The sequence below is a fragment of the Metamycoplasma faucium genome, from assembly GCF_045160055.1.
In the GTDB taxonomy this organism is placed as follows: domain Bacteria; phylum Bacillota_I; class Bacilli_A; order Mycoplasmatales; family Metamycoplasmataceae; genus Metamycoplasma; species Metamycoplasma faucium.
Window position 1 is genome coordinate 214,668 of record NZ_CP088155.1, and the last position, 19,195, is coordinate 233,862.

Consider the following 19,195-nt stretch of genomic DNA (forward strand, 5'->3'; position numbering starts at 1 on the left):
TTTGAATGCTAAAAAAATACGAACTCACTACGCTAGTATTAACTAGATCAGTTTGTTAGGGTATTTCTCAGCAATTATTGCACCCCTGTTCTTTTATATATATAAATTTAATATATATAAATTTAATTATATTAAATTTTGAATTTCTCTATTGTATTTTTAATTATTAAATTAATATAATATTTATATACAAACAATTGAGGGGGGGAATATATGATTAAAAAAAATTTACTGTTTTCAATATTAATAGTATCTATGTCACCTATTTTTGTTTCTACATCTTGTAAAAATGAAAATAAAATTAACATTTTAGAAAATAAAAAAATGCTATATACAAAAGATATTTTGATAAAAAATTTAGATAATTCTATTAAACAAATAAGAGAAAATATTTCAAATTATTTGAAAAAAAATAATATTAAGGACATTGAAAGAACAACAAAAAAAACATATGATAATTATGGAATATTGCCTAACGGTCAACAAGCTAAAAATGATGTTTTTCCTTGATTAATAGATTCTGAAAATAATGATATTTCAACTATTAATGAGTTATATGAATTTTTTAAATCTGCTGTTAATAGTATTGATTTAGTTTTTCAATATCTTAATTATTCCGATGTTGAAAAAAGTAAATATTTTTCATATTTAAATGCTTATTTTAATTCTTATTTAATTCTTGAAATAAAGAAAATTACAAATTTAATAGTCATGAAAAAAAATGGGCTATTAGATAAAGAACTTATTGAAAAACTTTATAAATTACAAAAAGAATCGTTAAATTTATTAAATAACATAAATAATTATTTTTCTAATGAATATAAAAAAATATTAGCTAAAATTTTAAACAAAACATTAGAAAATGAAAATATTAAAAAAATTCATGATATAACAAATAAATTAAGTTTAATAACAAATAATTTTAACTTTAAATTTAGTAATAATTTTTATTCATATAGAAATATCTTTAATTCTCTTTGGTCTGCTCTTAAGAAAAATATAAATGAAACTATTAAGAATAATGAAGAAAGTAAAATTTTAATTTCTGAATTACAAAATGTGTTTAATAATGTAGTAAAAGAAATGAATAATATTTTAATGCATTATATTAATTTTAAATGGATTGAAGAAAAAACAATTAATGAAATAATGGGAATTAATTTATCAGAAAGTGATATGGTAAGTGATTTAAAAAAATATATAAAAGAAAAAATTGAAGAAATAGATGTTAATTTAAGATCACAAGATATATCCAATGAATTGTTAGAAAAAATTTTCAAATCAGGAAATAATATTTTAAATAATGAAGGATATCAAAAAATAATCATTGAAAAATTTGTAGATATAATCAATCAACTTAAAGAATTTAATAACAAATGAATTGCAACAAATTATTTAAAAAATAGTTTATATCAATTTGTTTTATCTTTAGCTAAAAGAAATATTGATAATCAATTGGACAATATAACTAGCTTTATTATTGAAAAAAATAAAAATAGTCATCTTACATATGAAGAATATATTAAAAATCAGAACAATAATCTATTAATAAATTTCAATTGGACTAGTTTAAAAAAAATAATTGATTTTTATTGAATTAATTATTCCTCTTATGGTTTAAATAAAACTATTATGAGTAATGAAATTAGCACAATTGAAAATATTATTGAGATAACAAATCCATTAAGGCAATTTAATAATAATTATTTTGACACAATACAAGAAATTGTTAAGAATAATAATTTATTAGATGCAATTAAAGAGAACAATATATTAAAAATATTACAAGCGTATGAAAAAATAAAAAAGGAATGAAACAATAGAAGAAATGAAGTTATAGACAAGTTAAAATTGGATTCATCTAATAAAATAAAATTTCAAAATAAATATAATATTTATACAAAGGCTGCGAACGAATTATTTAGCATATTGAATTTTAAGAAGATAGGTGATTTATTTTCTGTTGAAAAAAATATATTAGAAAAGATAGGACAATTATAATGGAGTATAGATATTGAAGAGATAAGATAATAAAAGCAAAGGTTACTAAAATATGAAAAAATGTTATTTATTTAGAAACCAAAGATAAAAGAAAATGTTATTTAAATATTAACGATGTAAGTGATTATCATGTAAATTTGAATAGCATGTTCAAAATCAATTCTATTAAAGAAGTTATAGTATTAACAATTGATAGAAATAATGATTTAATAGTTTCATATAAGAATATTCATCCAAAAGAAATTAGAAATCCATTTGTCTTTAAATTAGATAAAAATAATGCTAAATTCGATGCTCTTTTAGACTTCACATTGAAAGGAATAAGATATGGCAAATAAAATATTTATTGATTACGATTATGCAGTTAAAGAACAAGCAATAAAAAAATATGAAGACGAAGTAAAAATCATTAATAGAAAAATTAACTCAAATATTATTGAGGGTAGCGAGTATTTTGGGTTTTTAAATTCATATAAAAATATTACTAAAGAAGATTATCAATTGATAAATCAAATATCTAAATTCCTCTTATACGAAAACAAAATTCAATATTTAGTAATATTATCAAATAAGGCTATTAACTTACAAATTCAAGCAATTACTGATTTTTGTTTAGGTAATAGACCATTTAATAAAAAAATTGATTTTATATATTTAAATGATTCTATGGATGGAACTCAAATAGCTCAAACTATCGAGTTTTTAAATAATAAAAGTTTTGCTATAAATGTAATATCACAAAATGGTGATAATATTGAAATATCTTTGTTATTAAGAGAATTTTCAATAATTTTAGAATCCAAAGTTGGTAAAATAAATGCATCAAAATATATTTATGTAACAACCAATAATAATTATGGTTCATTGTTTGAATTAGCTAAGAAAAAGAACTACACACATTTTGTCCTTTATGATAATGTTATTGAAAAATATGCTACATTTTCTGCAGCAGTTTTATTACCTTTGTCTTTAGCGGAAATAAATATTGAAAAATTTCTTGATGGTGCAAAAGATGCAAATGTTAAATATAGCGATGATAAATTAGAGAATAATGTTGCTTATCAATATGCAATAATTAGAAATATTTTATCGAAAAATAATTTTGTATTAGAAACACTAAATTCATTTTATGTAAATAATAATAAAATGGTTAAATTATTAGAGATGTATTTAAGTGAGTCTTCACTAAAAAATAATTCAGGAATAATACCAATATCATTTAACTCATCATCGGAAATAAAATCACTAACACAATTGATTTCTTTGTCTAAAATACCTTCTAATGAAGCAAATTTTAAAATATTTAATACAAACATTATTGTAGATAACCCTAAATACGACTACCATTTAGCATATTTAAATAATGGGGAAAGAAATTCATTTGAAAATATAACTTTTAATGCTATAAATAAAGTTATAAGAAATTCAATTATTGAAAATAATGTTATCATTTATAAGATACCAAATATTAAAATTCATATAGTTGATGATACAGAATATACTGCAGGATGGTTAATTGCATTCATGCAAAGAGCGGCAATAATGTGTGCTTATTTACAAAATGTAAATCCATTTACAAATGAAGTATTAAAGAATTATCAAATTAATTTTATGAAAAAAATAAAAGATATTACTAAAGGAGAAAAATAATGACAAAAATTGGAATTATTGGAGTTGGTGCCGTTGGTTCATCATATTTATATGCTAGTTTAAATAAGAATATTGAAGCTGAATATGTATTAATTGATATGTTTGAAAAATATGCTGAGGCACAAGCAAAAGATTTAAATGATGCTGCTTGCTCAATGGTTAATTGCGGTTCTATATTCAGAGCAGGAAATTATAAAGATTTAAGCGATGCAAATATTGTAGTTATCACTGCGTCAGCAAAACCTAAAGAAGGTAAACTTCAAGATAGAATGGAACTTTTAAAAGATAATGCTATTTTAATAAAATCAATAGCTGAAAATATTAAGACATCAGGGTTTTCTGGTGTAACAATAATTGCTTCTAATCCTGTTGATATTATGGCAACGATATATCAACAAGTTACCAAATATGAACCAGAAAAAGTAATAAGTTCTGGAACAATATTAGAAACAGCACGTATGAAAAAATTCCTATCAAAAAAAATAAACGTAAAAGCAAGTTCAATAACAGGATTTGTTATTGGTGAACACGGATCAAGATGTATTATACCCTTTTTGAAAATGAGAATCGGATTGGGTTCATTAAAAGACTTTCTTGCTAATGGGTTAGTTACTAAGGAATGATTAGATAAATTGGGACAAAAAGTAAAAGATGAAGCTTTTGAAATTATTTCCGGCAAAGGTATAACTAATTTTGGAATTGGAGAAAATTTAGCAGAAATTACATTAGCAATAAATAATGATAGGCAGTCAGTTTATTCATTGGGAGTACAATTGCCAAAGGAGTATCAAAATCATGGTATATATTTTGGATTACCAGTTGTTTTAGGCAAGAATGGTTATAGGCATTTACCAAAGATTAGATTAGAAGAAGAAGAACAAAAGATGTTTGATGATTATTCAAAAGAAATTAAAGAAACTGTTTTGAAAATTTTGAAAGAAATAAAAGTTCCAACAACAATAAAATGATAAAAGGCCGAAAAATCAGGACATCCTGATTTTTTAAATTATAATTTATATTAAGATTTAATATGGAAATAAAATTCAACAACTTTTCGGGGAAATATAAGAAATCAAGTGTCACAGTATTGAAAGACATTTCTTTTACTATTAATTCCGGAGACATGATTGCAATAATAGGAAAATCAGGTTCTGGGAAGACATCATTATTTAATGCAATATTAAAACAATTGTATATTACCCAAGGCGAAATAATTATTAATAATTATTCACTAGATAATATTAAAAAAAGAGAGTGAAAAAAGATAATTAAAAAAGTAGGTTTTTTATCACAAGATACATTTCTTTTAGAAGATGAAAATGTTTTTCAAAGTATATTAAGGACATATACAAAATATAAAAATTTCTTTTTTGAATTATTTAAAATAATGACAAAAGAACAAAAAATAGAAATATTTGAAATTTTAGATAAATTAGGTATTTTTGATAAATCATTTTCTGTAATTAGTTCATTAAGTGGAGGACAAAAACAAAGAGTTGAAATAGCAAAAATATTATTGAAAGATGTTGATTTAATATTAGCAGATGAACCTACATCTAATTTGGATGTTAAAACTTCCAATGATGTTATTCAATTATTAAAAAATATTAATGAAGAGAAAAAAATCACAATATTAGTCAATGTTCACAACATTGAATTAGCAAAAAAATATTTTAATAAATATGTTGCAATAAAAGATGGGCAAATAATTAAATATGGAAAATTTGATGCTCTAACAGAAAAGGATATAAATTTTATTTACGATATTGATAAGTAAATTAAAATGAATATATAATTTAAATTAAAAATAGGAATTTACAATATTATGAAGAATATCAAAAAAACAAAAAAATTATTTATATTAGGATTGAATTTACCTTTTTTACTAACTCCAATTTCGTTAGTGTCATTTTCATGCGCAGAATTACCCAAATTAAAATTAAAAACAAAAGACAATGAAAATATAAGTTATGATAAAAAAAATGATGAATATAGGTTAAAAGAAAGCGCCTCTGCTTTTCGTGATTATGTTATTAAAAATCCAAATCCTATTTCAACATTAGATCCAGCATATGAAATATATGAATATGAAAAAGATGAGAATGGAGAATTTAAAAGAGATGCAAATGGTCAAAAAATTGTTTCATTATCTGAATCCGGATTTCCAAATTTAAATGATAAAATTAACCCTAAAAAATTAAAAGAATATTATGAAAAATTCTTTGAAGCAAGTGGTTTTTCTAGAAAATATTCGCATAGAATTTATACTTTTACAGTTGAAGAACTCTTTAAATATTTTCCACACTTAAAATCAAAGAAAAAATATTCAAAATATTTAAATAGAAAAAACGTTTTATTTATGTGTGTATATTATGTTACAAAGTCACATATTTCAACAGGCAAGTATTTTGACAAAAATAAACCACATTCAATTTCTGAAGTGGGAATATATGATGATTGATTTGAAAAATTAAAGGTTGCGCACTCATATATTAAAGGATCATTAAATCCTAATTTATACAATTTCAATGAATGTGTTTGACCTTTTTTTCCAATGAAATTAAATGTTAAAGGTGAAGTTGTTGAAACATATTTAAGTAAAAATGTTACTGACCCTGTGCCATTAGTTTTTGATAGAGAATAATAAATATAAGAGGTGAAAAAATGAAAAAAATAAGAACAAGATATGCACCTAGTCCAACCGGATATTTACATATTGGTGGTGCTCGCACTGCTTTATTTTGTTATTTGTTTGCAAAGCATTATAAAGGTGATTTTGTATTTAGGTTAGAAGATACCGACATTGAGAGAAATGTAGTTGGTGGTGAAGCGAGCCAATTAAATAATCTTGCATGATTAGGAATTATACCTGATGAAAGCCCATTAAACCCTAATCCAAAATATGGTAAATATCGTCAAAGTGAAAAACTTGATGTATATAAAAAGCTAGCATATGAATTAATTGATAAAAAATTAGCATATAAAGCATACGATACAGTTGATGAATTGAACAAACAAAGAGCTGAACAAGAAGCTAAAGGTATTGCTTCATTTAGGTATGATCGTAATTGACTTATGTTAAGTGAAGAAGAAATACAAAAAAGAAATCTCAATAATGAATTTTCTATAAGACTCTCATTACCTAAAAATACTATATATGAATGAAATGATTTGGTTAGAGGGAAAATATCTGTTAATAGTGATGATATTGGTGATTTTGTTATTATAAAAAGTGATGGATATCCAACTTATAATTTTGCAGTTGTGGTTGACGACCATCAAATGGAAATAACTAATGTCTTAAGAGGTGAAGAACATATAACTAATACACCTAAACAATTAGCTATATATAAAGCTTTTGATTGGGAACCGCCAGTTTTTGGTCATTTGACAATAATTACAAACATGGAAGGTAAAAAACTTTCTAAGCGTGACAACAGTTTAAAACAATTTATTGAGGATTATAAAAATGAAGGTTATTCCCCAAAGGGAATTTTCAATTTTCTTGCATTATTAGGATGAACAAGTGTAGATGCTAAAGAACTAATGACACAAGAAGAATTAATAGAAAAATTTGACCCTTCTAGATTGAGCAAAAGTCCATCAAAATTTGATATCGTAAAAATGGAATGATTTTCAAAACAATATATAAAAAATTTAGATAATGATGTTTTAATCAGCAAATTAAATTCTCCAAAATCTAAAGAATGAAATGAAATTTTTGTTGATACATATAAATCACATTGTGCAACAATAAAACAATTAAATGAATTTTTGAAAATATACTTGAATATAAAGAAAAATTTAAATATTTCCTATCAAAAAAATGATGTTCTTAAAACTTTTGGAACCTTCTTGAAAAACAAAGAATTTACTATTGATAATATTCAATTGGCAATAAATGAAACAAAACAAAAATTAAATATTAAAGGTAAAGAATTATTTATGCCAATAAGAATTGCTTTAACATATGAAGAGCATGGTCCTGAGCTCGCCAAGGCTATTTATTTATTTGGACAAGATATTATTTATGAAAGACTTTCTAAATGAAGCTAAAGTATAAATCAATTTCATGAATAGATTCTCCAATTGATAATTCAAAATTAAAAGAAGATATTTTTGAAACAGATTATATTCCGTATAAGGAATCGACAAAAAATGAATATTTAGTTTTAGATTTTAATGATGGCGAAAAAGACCATCATTTGGAATTAAGCAAAGATGAAATATTGATAAAATATGGTGAGCAAATTATAAATTTAAAATACCATAAATATGCATCGATGGAATATAAAACGCCAGAAAAAAATCTCATTTTCGATTGGTATTTAAAAAATGTTAATATTGGATTAAAAGAAATAACATTTGAATATGATATTTTGCATGAAAAAAATTTGTTGACTTCAAATCTTGTTAGTTTAAAATTTCAAAAATAATTAATTAGATTAACTTTTATTTATAATTTATTTATTATGATAGGTAAATATATATGAGTTAATCTAATTTTTTTATTAATTGGCTATGTAATTGGATCAATAAATATTAGTATTTTACTATCAAGAAAAAAAGGCGATGATATAAGAAATCATGGATCAGGTAATGCTGGAACAACTAATGCATTACGTAATTACGGACATAAATTTGCAATATTAGTTTTTTTATTTGATTTATTTAAGAGTTATATTCCTATAATGATTTTATTTTTATTGAAACTATATTTAAGCAATACAAATTTTTTTAAATTTGTTTATCCAATTATTATTGGTTTAGGTGTACTAATTGGTCATATTTTTCCAATATTCTTCAAGTTTAAAGGAGGGAAAGGAGTTGCAACTTTTTTTGGTATTATATTTGCCTTTAACATTTTATTGTTTATTACATTTTTAATTATTTACTTAAGTTTACTTTTAATAACAAAAATTGTTTCAATATCATCTGTTTTGTCCACAACAACTACTTCACTATTATCATTAATCAACATTTTTTATATTGATGTTTTTGGATTTGTGCAAATTAATACTGCATGACCTGTTCATGGGATAATGATAGTATTTTGTGCAATTTTAATAATGTTTATGCATGTTCCAAACTATATTAAACTTGCTAACAAAGAAGAAAATAAACTTAAATTTTTACAATAATTAATTCATTCAAAGATTAATTATGAATTTGTTTGAGTACGATAAAAATATATTTTCCTTCTTAAAATATTTATAACAGGAAAAAAAGAATAAATAATAATTGTATATATTGGTATTTCAATTAAGCTTTTGAAAATTATAGGAATCATGAAAATTAAATAATAATCTTTGTATTTTCATGTTCCGTTTCTGAATCTATTATGATAATTAATATATGCAAAAGGACCCCATAATCAGCGACAAATGATAAGAATTACAAAAAGAGTAATAAATATCCCAAATATTAATTGAGTGGTTCATTTGACCTTAAAACGCTTATTTTTGACATGTATTCCGAAAAGAATTAGTGCGAATGCTCAAATTAATAGCATTACAGTTAAACTAATAGATAAAACAATATTAACTGGAATTAGTTTAGTTTTATTTAATTTTGTCGAATATTCATTTCATCTAAATACACTATAATTTTTCATTAAGAAATAAATTAAGAAAATTGTTAAACCAAGTAAAAATGTAAAATTTAGAATTCAAAAGTTTTTTCGCTTTAAATAAATTATATTTATTAATAGTCCAGACAAAAATGAGATTATAACTGGGATAATTGCATATTCAATCATTCAAGTTGAAATACCAAAAATAACTTGATTTAAAGTATCTGAAAGTAAACCTAAAAAAGCACCACGTCATGGACCTAGTGCTAAACCAAAAATTATAAAGATAGCATATGTTAAACTTATTCTAAAAGTTCTAGGCATTAGATATCTTTCAACAAGCGAGCTAATCGTATAAAGCGCAAGCAAAATTCCAAATAAAGCAATTTCATAAACATTTATTCGGTAATTTTTGGTTTTGATGCTTCTACGAAGACTATAAAAAAAATTAAAACAGAAATTGATTTTATGCTCCTTTTATATTTATTAAATAGTACATTAAAAAATTTTTTCCAACTAAAAAAAATAAAACCAAACTTTTGTTTGGAATTATTTCATTTATAAGTATTAAAGAGCCATTTCAATTAATGTTTTTACCATTGCAAACATTGGTTTTTCATTAATGTCATTTGTTCCTGCTACATCACAGTGTATGTATTCAACATTATTTGTAAATTCTCTTAGAAACATTGCCGCAGAACATGAACCAGCATTTCCTGTATAATCAGTATTTTTTAAATCTGCAACAAGAGATCCCCTCATAAATTCTTCATATTCTTCATCAAATGGCATTCTTCAAATTAATTCATGTTGAATTTTTGAGGCTTTTTTAATATCTTCTCATGCTTTATCAGTAGTTGCTCAAATCCCTGTATAAGTTTCACCTAAAGTTCTTACTATAGCGCCAGTTAAAGTTGCAACATCTACAAGTCTTGAAGCTTTTAAAATTGTTGCTCCATAATATAGACCATCGGCTAATACAAGTCTTCCTTCAGCATCGGTATTATTTACTTCAACTGTTTTACCACTCATAGATGTGTATACTGAATCAGGCAATGATGCATCTCCGTTAATTCTATTGTCAGTTATACACATAATAGCAGATATGTTTTTCTTTGGCTTTAGCTGAGCAATTGCTTTCATTGCAGATGCAACAATTGCGGAACCTGACATATCATATTTCATGCCTAGCATAAATTTAGGTGGCTTTAATGAATATCCACCAGAATCAAATGTAATTCCTTTTCCGACGTAGACAGTTTTTTCTGAACTTTTTGGGTCACCTTTATATTCAATAATTACTACTCTTGGTTCATATACAGAACCTTTATTTACAGATAATAATAAGTCCATTCCTAATTTTTCAATTTGGATTTTATCTAAAACCTTAACTTTTAAATTTTTATATTTTCTAAAATCTTTTTTAATTATTTCAGCAAGTTTTTCACTGTTTAGTTCATTAGGAGGTGTAATTCCTAAATTACGTGCAAAGTTTTGTGCATCAATAATTGTTAATGCTTTCTTGAAAACCGCAATATTTTCTTCAGTTTGGTTTTCTAAAAATATGCTTAAGGTATTAGGATTTTCGGTTTTTGTAAATGTTTTTAAATTGTATATTTTGTATGCTTCAAAATTAATTCCTTTAACAAAAGCATCAATCACTTCATTAATTGAAAGATTTTTAGTTACAAAAGATGATAAATCAATTTGATAATTTCTTGGGCATTGCAAAGTTAAAGATTTTGCAAATTCATAAATATATTCATAAGTAAGCTCATCGCTTTTATCTAAATAAACATAAGCTTCATTTTTTACTAAATATTCAGTAATTTTTCCCTTTTCTTTAATGCAAAACTTTGGTAATAAGTCATTACTATAAATTGCTTTTAATAAAGGGAAAGAATTTCTTTCTTTTTCAATAGTTTTAATTAATTCCATGATTATTCCTTGTCTTCTTTTTCTAATTGCTTATCAGCTAGTTCAACTAATGTTGAAATTAAAACTCCAAGCCCCATACCGTTTTTGTCAGCAGTTCCTGCAACATCACAGTGAATATAGTCAACATCATTTGTGAATTCTTTTAAAAACATAGCAGCAGTATTACAATCTGATTTTTCAGTAGTTGAATAATTATTTAAGTCTGCAACCAATGATGATTTATTTGGTTTATGAAAATCTTCATGCATAGGCATTCTTCAAACTTTTTCATGCGCAATTTTTGCAGCAGATTCAAATTGATGTCATCTCTTGCAACTTGTTGAATAAATTCCACTATAAGTTTTGCCAAGAGCAACTAACATTGTTCCAGTTAAAGTTGCAACATCAACTAATAAAGAAGCTTTTAAATTTTTTGCTCCATAATATAGACCATCAGCTAATACAAGTCTTCCTTCAGCATCAGTATCAGTTATTTCAACAGTTTTTCCACTCATAGATTTAACAACTGATTCTGGCAAAGTCCCATGAGTATCAATTGCATTATCAGTTAACATCATTATTGCAGCAACATTTGCTTTAACTTTAAGTTCCGCAATAGCTTTTACTGCATAAGCAACTATAACTGAACCAGACATATCAAATTTCATTCCTTCCATATGATATCCTTTTGTGTTATAGCCACCAGTATCAAAAGTTATTCCTTTTCCAACATAAACAAATTTTTCTTTTGATTTAGGAGCGCCATTGTATTCAATAATTACACATCTTGGTTGATATGAACTTCCAGCATTAACTGATAAGAATAAATTCATACCATACATTTTTGCTTCTTCTTTTCCTAAAATAGAAATTTTTAATGATTTATTTTTTGAGAAATCTTTTTTAATTTCTGAAGCAATATATTCACTTGTTGCAATATTTGGAGGAGTTATTTGTAAATTTCTGGCTCCATTTATTGCATCAGAAATTGTCGAAAGTCTTTTAACAAAATCTTTGTAATCAGGATTTTCTAAATATAAAGAAATAGAAATTTTTTCTTCTTTGTCTTTATTTTTTTCCTTTGATGAATATAAAGAAGCGTTATGGAAATTTTCTCTTAAAACAAAAGCTCTTAAAACTTCTTCAACTGATAATTTTTCATTAACAAATGACATTATGTCAATTTGATAGTTTCTTCTTTTTGATAAAATAATTGCATCAACTACTTTTAAAAAGCTATAGTAGCAATTTGTATTTTTTGAAATGAAAATATATGCTTCATTTTCATCAAAAAATTCTGTAATAAAGTTTTCTTTTTTAGCAATTAGTGAACATTTTTCACCATAATTACAATCATCATAAGATGCTCTTAAAAGCATGTCTTTATTACGTTTTGTTTGATATTCAGTAATCATTTATTATATCCTTTCATTAAATAATTTAAATAATGATTAATTTATTTAATTATATATGCAATATTTTTTTTAGTATTTAAAATATCAAAAACAGAGTTCTTTTTTAATTTTGATAGGATGAATTAAATTATATGTTTTTAACAATCTTTAATAAATTTAAATTTAAATTTATAAGATAAATAAATTTATAATTTTTTAATAAGAAAATTTAGAAAATAACGAGGCAAAATATGATAGAAAAAGAGATAAATAAACAAGTAATTGCCACTATGAGAGCAATTGCAATAGATGGAATAAATAATGCCAAAGGAGGACATATGGGTATGGCAATAGGAGCTGCACCCATTTCATATTCTATTGTTGCTAAAAACTTAAATTTTTCAAGCAAAAATCCAAAATGAATTAATCGTGATAAATTTATTCTATCAGCAGGACATGGTTCTATGTGTTATTATTCAATAATGCATTTATTAGGTCTTTTAACTATTGAAGATATAAAGTCACATAAAAAAATAAATTCAAAAACTCCTTCTCATTCTGAGATAGATAAATTTAAGTATGTTGATGCATCAACTGGACCTTTAGGCCAAGGAATTGCGATGGGGGTTGGCATGGCTATATCCCAAAAATATTTGGCCAAACGATATAATAAAAAAGATTTTAACATTATTGATCATTATGTTTATGTCTTACATGGTGATGGTTGTATGCAAGAAGGAGTTGCACTTGAAGCAATAGCTTTAGCAGGTACAATGCAACTTAATAAATTAATTTTAATTCATGATTTTAATGAAACACAGATTGATTCAAAATCATATGAAGTTAATAATGTTGATTTTATTAACTATTTTAAAGCAAACCATTTTTCAACATTTGATGTAATGTCTGATTCATTTGAAGAAATAAATAATGCAATCCAAGAAGCTAAAAAATCTAATAAACCCTCATATATTAGAGTACATACAACAATCGCAAAAAATACCCCATACGAAAACATACCTAAAGGGCATAATGGCTATTTAAATGAAAATGAAACTATTGAATTTAAGAAAAAATGTGATTTAAATAATTTAATTCCATTTAATTATGAAAATGATGTGTATGATTATTGTTTACAACTTATGAAAGAAAAAAACCTTAATTATGATAATTGGGTAAACTTATTTTCTGAATATAAGAAATTATTTCCTAATGAATATAATGAATTAAAACAACTAATAGATAACGATATTCATTTTGAATTTTCTAAAGAAATAATAAAGAAAACAAATGTTGCAACACGTGATTATTGTGCAGAAATATTAAGTTATTTAGAAAGTTCACCTTATATTATTGGAGGTTCTGCTGATTTAAAGAGCTCAACAAAAATCGGGTTTAATATTGATTTAAAAGATGGAGGCAAAAATATTAAATATGGAATTAGAGAATTTGCTATGAGTGCTATAAATAATGGAATTTATTTGGCATCAAATTTAAGAACAATTGATTCAACATTTTTGGCATTTTCTGATTATGCAAAAGGAGCGCTTAGATTAGGAGCAATTATGAAAATTCCTTCAATTCATGTTTATAGTCATGATTCATATCAAGTTGGTGGAGATGGACCAACACATCAACCTTATGACCAATTAACTATGTTAAGAGCAATTGATAATTTTAGGGTAATTAGACCATGTGATGAATCAGAAGTTTTATATGCATTTAATTATGCATTAAATCAGAATGATAAACAAATTGCAATTATTACTGCTAGACAAAATTTACACTCTTATAATATGTGTGATAATAAAGCTGCTTATGTTATCAAGAAATGCAATAATTTTGATATAAGTTTATTAGCATCAGGATCCGAAGTTTCACTTGCATATCAATTAGCAAACGACCTAATTAATAAAAATATTAAGGCACAAGTTATTTCTGTTCCTATTTTGCAAGATCTAGTTAATGATGAAAATTTAATTAAGTCGCTAAATCTTGATAAAAAACCAATGTTTGTAATTGAAGCAGCAAATGATTATATGTGATATAAACTATCAAAATATAATAAAATCGCATCACATTTTGCTTCATCATTCGGTGAATCAACTTCAGGTGAAGAAATTTATAAATTAAAAGGGTTTAACACAAATTATTTACTTGAAAAAGTGATAAGTTTTTTAAATGATAAATAAATATATAATTTTTAATTATGCATCATCGAAAGTATTATTGTAATATTTTAGGTTTATCTGAAAATGCTAGTTTAGATGAAATTAAAAAAGCATATTTTAATCTATCAAATCTATATCATCCAGACAGAAATAATGATCCAAAAGCAGTAAAAAAATTTGAGGAAATAAGTGACGCTTATGAAGCACTAAAAAATAATAAGTTTTTAACAAATAATTATGAAAATAATAATTTAGATAGCGGCAAAATTATTGAAGATGATTATGACAATTTAGAAGATGCTTATGACAATAGTGAATCGTATGGTGAAGAAGATGACGATGGTGATACTTTATTATTAGACATACTTAAATCAATATTCAAAAGAAAGAAGAAAAACGGTGAACCTGACCAAAAAAATAAAGAAAAGAAAAATATTTGAAAAGATTGACTTACCTATGTTTATTTAGTTCTTTTATTAGGTGCTCTTTTTACAATCATCGGCGTTATGATTTCAAAATTTTTATTATAAAATATATTATGTATTAGTAATACATTATTATTTTTTAGGTTAGGTATGAAATATGACAAAATTAGTAAATATTAAAGAAATGTTAAAAAATGCATATAAAAATAAATATGCAATTCCGCATATAAATATAAATAATTTAGCATGAACTAAAACTGCATTGCTAGCTGCAGAAGAATTTAAATCACCAATAATAATTAGCGCTTCATATGGTGCAACTAAGTATTTTGGGGGATATAATGTAGTTTATTCAGTAGTAAACAGTATGGTTAGTGATTTAAATATTACTGTTCCGGTTGCTTTACATTTTGATCATGGAAGTTATGAACAATGTGTTAAGGCACTAGAAGCAGGGTTTAGTTCAGTTATGTATGATGGTAGTCATGAATTATTTAAAGTTAATTATGAAAATACTAAAGAATTAGTTAGTTTGTGTAAAAAATATAATGCAAGTTTAGAAGCTGAAATTGGTCAAATTGGTGGTGAAGAAGATGGAATTATATCTTCAGGAGTTATTGTTTCTGATACTAATGAAGCAATAAAAATGAAAGAATTGGGAGTTGATGCCTTAGCGGTAGGAATTGGAAATATACATGGACAATATCCTTCAACATGAAAAAGCTTAGATTTTGACACGTTAGAAAAAATTGATAAAGATTGTAAAATGCCACTTGTTTTACATGGTGGTAGTGGTATTCCTTCTGAACAAATAAAGAAAGCTATTAAAAATGGAATTGCAAAAGTTAATGTTAATACTGAATTACAACTTGTTAATGCAAAAGCAATCAAAGAATTTGTTCTGTTTGGCAAAATTGATCAAGACAAAAATTTTGATCCACGAAAAATTTCAAATGCTGGTATGGAAGCTGTACATAAATTATTAAAAGAAAAATTTACTGAGTTTGGTTCAATTAATCGTATAAAATAAATTAAAATGAATAAGATTAAATTAGTTTTAGCAGGTACTGCTAAATTCTCAGCTGATATTTTTATATCTCTTATCAAAAATAGTGATTTTGAAATTAAAGCAATAATTTCACAACCTAATAAAGCATTGGATCGCTCTAAAAATGTTATTGAAACTGATGTTGCTAAATTAGCACAAAATAATAATATAAAATTGTTTCAACCTAATAAAATAAATGAAATATATAATGAATTAAAAAATATTGAATATGATTTTTTAATTACTGCTGCATTTGGGCAATATATACCAACCAATATTTTAAATTTAGCTAAAAAGGCATCTATAAATGTACATGGAAGTTTGCTTGAAAAATATCGAGGAGCAGCACCTATTCAACATGCATTATTAAATAATGAAAAGGAAACTGGTATTTCTTTAATTTATATGATTGAAAAAATGGATGCTGGTGATATTATTTTCTCGAAACAAATTAATATAGAAAAAGATGATACTGCAATAGAAATATACGATAAATTAGCAAAAATAACTAATGAAAACTTGCCAAATTGAATTAGGCTAATTTATTCTAATCAAATTTTGGCTAAAAAACAAAATGATGAAGTTGCAACTTTTGCACCAAAAATCAAAAATGAAGATGCAAAAATATTTTTAAGTGATACAAAAGAAAAAGCATTTTCAAAAATTAAAGCTTTTAATGATCAACCTGGTGCATTTATTATTTTTAATAATAAAAGATTAAAAATTTTTAGAGCATCATTTGATAAGTGTAAAACCCCGCTATTTCTAGATTTTTCAAATGGCAAATTGTATTTAATTGAATATCAATTTGAAGGCAAAAAAAGAGTGAAACATGAAATTTAATTTTGAATATTTTTTAAAAGAAGAAGAACAAAAAGATTATTTTATTTCTATTTTTGATTATTTAGAAAAGCATCCAACATATTTTCCAAGCAAAGAAAATATTTTTAATGCTTTTAAAAATTTTGATTATGATAATTTAAAAATTATAATAATTGGTCAAGATCCATATGCTACAAAAGGATATGCGGATGGATTATGTTTTTCAACAAAATCATTAGTCAGACCAAAATCTCTAACAAATATATTTAATGAAATAAATTATTCATATCCTAACGTAACATTTGAATCTAATAATTTATTATCATGAAAAAATCAAGGCATTTTATTGATTAATTCTATATTAACTGTAAATGAAAATGAACCATTATCACACAATAAAATTGAGTGACAAACTTTCACGCTTAATTTATTGCAAAAACTTAACTTGTTATATTCAAATATTATTTATTTAATTTTAGGCAATGAAAGTTTTAAATTCATTAAGAATATAAAATTAGAAAGACAAATAATTTATTGTTTATCTCACCCCTCACCGTTAAGTTATAAAAAGAGTTTTTATCATTCAAATATCTTTAAAAAAATTAATGAAAAATTATTAAGTTTAAACAAGAAGCCTATAGATTGGTCTACTTATTAAATTTCTTTTAATAATTTAAATAGTTTATATAAACCTGAATTTCTAAAATCTGGTGCAATGATTTTTGCATGTTTTTTAACTTCATCAGTAGCGTTACCCATAGCAATAAAAGTCCCGATTTCAGGTAATGAATTAATATCATTACCGGTATCTCCGATATGACATGCCTTTTTAGGATCAATATGTAATAAAGAAGCAACGTATTGGCCACCTTTACCTTTTGATGCATTTTTATTAGTTATTTCAATTGAATACCCAAATGATACTTTATGAAATTCTAAATTTGGTAATTCTTTTCTCAATTCAATTATTATATTATTGATTTTATCTTTCGAAGCTCCATAGCATAAAAATTTACATGGAGTTTTAATATTTGGTCTTTCTGCATATGGTAATTTTTTATGTCATTTAACTCATGGTCTTTCAAATTCACAATTTTGTTTATTACCGTAATAAATGATGCCACCTTCATTCATTGTATAAAAAAGATTGTGGTTTTGCATATATTCTATTAATTTAATTGTAGTTTTTTCATCTATTGGAGTGGTTTTAATAATTTTATTTTTATTGTCAACTATTAATGAACCATTCATGCAAATACAATAAGGTGCACCAATTTTATTTGCAACATTTAAAACAAATTCACTATTTGCTCTCCCTGTTGAAATAATTATTGGTTTTTTCTTTGAAATTTGTTGTAAGGCATATAAATTTTGTTCACTAATGCCTAAATTTTCAGTATTTTGTTCTTCAGGAATATCAATTGTAGTTCCATCTAAATCAATAAAAAATGCATTAAAATTTTTTTCCATATAAGAATCTTAAATGATTTTTATTATTCATTACAAAATAATAAAAATAACCTATGAATTTATCTCTAAATTAAATGGGTTATTAATTTTTATTTATATTTTTAATATTCAAAATGGATGGATATATTAAGAAATTTTCTTGTAATTTTTAAGCTCTTCTTTATGAAACGATTCTAATATTGTAAGTCTATTTTCAATAGAATCCAAACGCTTTGAAAATAATTCATTAAATTTAAGTTGTTGTTCGTTAAATTTTCTTTGTTCTGCAAATTGTTGAGTTACAAATTCATTAAATTTAATTTGTTGTTCATTAAACTTCTTTTGTTCCTTAAATTCATTAATTACAAATTCATTAAATTTAATTTGTTGTTCATTAAACTTCTTTTGCTCTTTAAATTCATTAATTACTAATTCTTGAAATTCACTTTGTTTCATAGTTCCACCTTTATTACCTCTAACAATTTTATTATCCTCATTTACGACAAAAAGATAATATTTTACTTTAGGATTATCTGCATCTTCATCTATATATGATTTTACATTATTGTATTTTTTTATATCCTTAATTAATAAATTTGAATCAAATTCGTTATTTAACTTAATTAAATGTTGTTTTGTTCTCATTTTTTCTCCTTACATTTTCATTTTAAAGGGTAAATGCTTAATAAGTTAAAAATTGGTAAAAATTTGTGAAAACTTTAGTAAAACTTTGGAAAATTTTGTGA

19 protein-coding genes and 1 riboswitch are annotated in these 19,195 nt (G+C 24.2%); of the genes, 14 read left to right on the forward strand and 5 right to left on the reverse strand.

All coding sequences use genetic code 4. The annotated features are described in order from the left end of the window. Positions 1-7 precede the first annotated feature (7 nt). A riboswitch (TPP riboswitch) is annotated at positions 8-97 on the reverse strand. Between the two features lie 116 nt (positions 98-213). Genes LQ356_RS00945 through plsY form a run of 9 tightly spaced genes read left to right on the forward strand, consistent with a single transcriptional unit; the run spans position 214 to position 8,792 of the window. Continuing rightward, entirely contained in the window at positions 214-2,001 is a 1,788-nt protein-coding gene (locus LQ356_RS00945; RefSeq protein ID WP_405311904.1) for a hypothetical protein, read from the forward strand. Next, positions 2,001-2,339 carry a hypothetical protein gene (locus LQ356_RS00950; protein ID WP_405311906.1) on the forward strand — a complete coding sequence of 113 codons (339 nt, stop codon included), beginning with the start codon at positions 2,001-2,003 and terminating at the stop codon, positions 2,337-2,339. Before LQ356_RS00945 ends, LQ356_RS00950 begins: the two co-directional genes overlap by 1 nt. Further along, positions 2,329-3,651: a hypothetical protein gene (locus LQ356_RS00955; protein ID WP_405311908.1), complete on the forward strand. Its 1,323-nt coding sequence runs from the start codon at positions 2,329-2,331 to the stop codon at positions 3,649-3,651. Before LQ356_RS00950 ends, LQ356_RS00955 begins: the two co-directional genes overlap by 11 nt. Beyond that, positions 3,651-4,622 (forward strand): lactate/malate family dehydrogenase, encoded by a 972-nt coding sequence (locus LQ356_RS00960; RefSeq protein ID WP_405311909.1) that lies wholly within the window; start codon positions 3,651-3,653, stop codon positions 4,620-4,622. The genes LQ356_RS00955 and LQ356_RS00960 overlap by 1 nt, the downstream gene beginning before the upstream one ends. A 59-nt stretch (positions 4,623-4,681) precedes the next feature. Next, complete coding sequence (locus tag LQ356_RS00965) at positions 4,682-5,428, forward strand: ATP-binding cassette domain-containing protein (protein WP_405311910.1); 747 nt, start codon at positions 4,682-4,684, stop codon at positions 5,426-5,428. A 48-nt stretch (positions 5,429-5,476) separates the two neighbouring features. Next, entirely contained in the window at positions 5,477-6,295 is an 819-nt protein-coding gene (locus LQ356_RS00970) for a hypothetical protein (protein WP_405311912.1), read from the forward strand. A gap of 20 nt (positions 6,296-6,315) precedes the next feature. Beyond that, complete coding sequence (gltX, locus tag LQ356_RS00975; protein ID WP_405311914.1) at positions 6,316-7,707, forward strand: glutamate--tRNA ligase; 1,392 nt, start codon at positions 6,316-6,318, stop codon at positions 7,705-7,707. Beyond that, positions 7,698-8,087, forward strand: a complete 390-nt coding sequence (locus tag LQ356_RS00980; protein WP_405311916.1) for a hypothetical protein — start codon at positions 7,698-7,700, stop codon at positions 8,085-8,087. Before gltX ends, LQ356_RS00980 begins: the two co-directional genes overlap by 10 nt. 36 nt (positions 8,088-8,123) lie before the next feature. Then, positions 8,124-8,792, forward strand: coding sequence for a glycerol-3-phosphate 1-O-acyltransferase PlsY (plsY, locus tag LQ356_RS00985; RefSeq protein WP_405311918.1), 669 nt, complete (start codon positions 8,124-8,126; stop codon positions 8,790-8,792). Positions 8,793-8,812: 20 nt separating this feature from the next. Here plsY and LQ356_RS00990 read toward each other — a convergent pair whose 3' ends face one another. The 3 genes from LQ356_RS00990 to LQ356_RS01000 all read right to left on the reverse strand — a co-directional run bounded on the left by LQ356_RS00990 (position 8,813) and on the right by LQ356_RS01000 (position 12,555). Continuing rightward, positions 8,813-9,547, reverse strand: coding sequence for an ECF transporter S component (locus LQ356_RS00990; RefSeq protein ID WP_405311920.1), 735 nt, complete (start codon positions 9,545-9,547; stop codon positions 8,813-8,815). 243 nt (positions 9,548-9,790) lie between these two features. After that, positions 9,791-11,161 carry a M17 family metallopeptidase gene (locus LQ356_RS00995; RefSeq protein ID WP_405311922.1) on the reverse strand — a complete coding sequence of 457 codons (1,371 nt, stop codon included), beginning with the start codon at positions 11,159-11,161 and terminating at the stop codon, positions 9,791-9,793. Positions 11,162-11,163: 2 nt separating this feature from the next. Continuing rightward, positions 11,164-12,555, reverse strand: a complete 1,392-nt coding sequence (locus LQ356_RS01000) for a M17 family metallopeptidase (RefSeq protein ID WP_405311923.1) — start codon at positions 12,553-12,555, stop codon at positions 11,164-11,166. 230 nt (positions 12,556-12,785) lie between these two features. Here LQ356_RS01000 and LQ356_RS01005 point away from each other — a divergent pair, with 230 nt between their 5' ends. From LQ356_RS01005 to LQ356_RS01025, 5 genes are read left to right on the forward strand one after another with little or no spacing between them, the layout of a single operon-like run. Beyond that, positions 12,786-14,726, forward strand: a complete 1,941-nt coding sequence (locus tag LQ356_RS01005) for a transketolase-like TK C-terminal-containing protein (RefSeq protein ID WP_405311925.1) — start codon at positions 12,786-12,788, stop codon at positions 14,724-14,726. Between the two features lie 17 nt (positions 14,727-14,743). Then, positions 14,744-15,235 (forward strand): DnaJ domain-containing protein, encoded by a 492-nt coding sequence (locus tag LQ356_RS01010; RefSeq protein ID WP_405311927.1) that lies wholly within the window; start codon positions 14,744-14,746, stop codon positions 15,233-15,235. 52 nt (positions 15,236-15,287) lie between these two features. Continuing rightward, positions 15,288-16,160: a class II fructose-bisphosphate aldolase gene (locus LQ356_RS01015; RefSeq protein ID WP_405311929.1), complete on the forward strand. Its 873-nt coding sequence runs from the start codon at positions 15,288-15,290 to the stop codon at positions 16,158-16,160. A 6-nt stretch (positions 16,161-16,166) separates the two neighbouring features. Beyond that, positions 16,167-17,021 (forward strand): methionyl-tRNA formyltransferase, encoded by an 855-nt coding sequence (fmt, locus tag LQ356_RS01020; RefSeq protein WP_405311930.1) that lies wholly within the window; start codon positions 16,167-16,169, stop codon positions 17,019-17,021. Next, positions 17,011-17,658: a uracil-DNA glycosylase gene (locus LQ356_RS01025; protein ID WP_405311932.1), complete on the forward strand. Its 648-nt coding sequence runs from the start codon at positions 17,011-17,013 to the stop codon at positions 17,656-17,658. Before fmt ends, LQ356_RS01025 begins: the two co-directional genes overlap by 11 nt. Here the strand turns inward: LQ356_RS01025 and LQ356_RS01030 are convergent. Together LQ356_RS01030 and LQ356_RS01035 are read right to left on the reverse strand one after the other, a co-directional pair. Next, positions 17,655-18,470, reverse strand: a complete 816-nt coding sequence (locus LQ356_RS01030; protein WP_405311934.1) for a Cof-type HAD-IIB family hydrolase — start codon at positions 18,468-18,470, stop codon at positions 17,655-17,657. The genes LQ356_RS01025 and LQ356_RS01030 overlap by 4 nt on opposite strands. Positions 18,471-18,596: 126 nt before the next feature. After that, a complete protein-coding gene (locus LQ356_RS01035; RefSeq protein ID WP_405311936.1) occupies positions 18,597-19,094 on the reverse strand; it encodes a hypothetical protein in 498 nt (165 codons plus the stop codon). Positions 19,095-19,195: the final 101 nt, after the last annotated feature.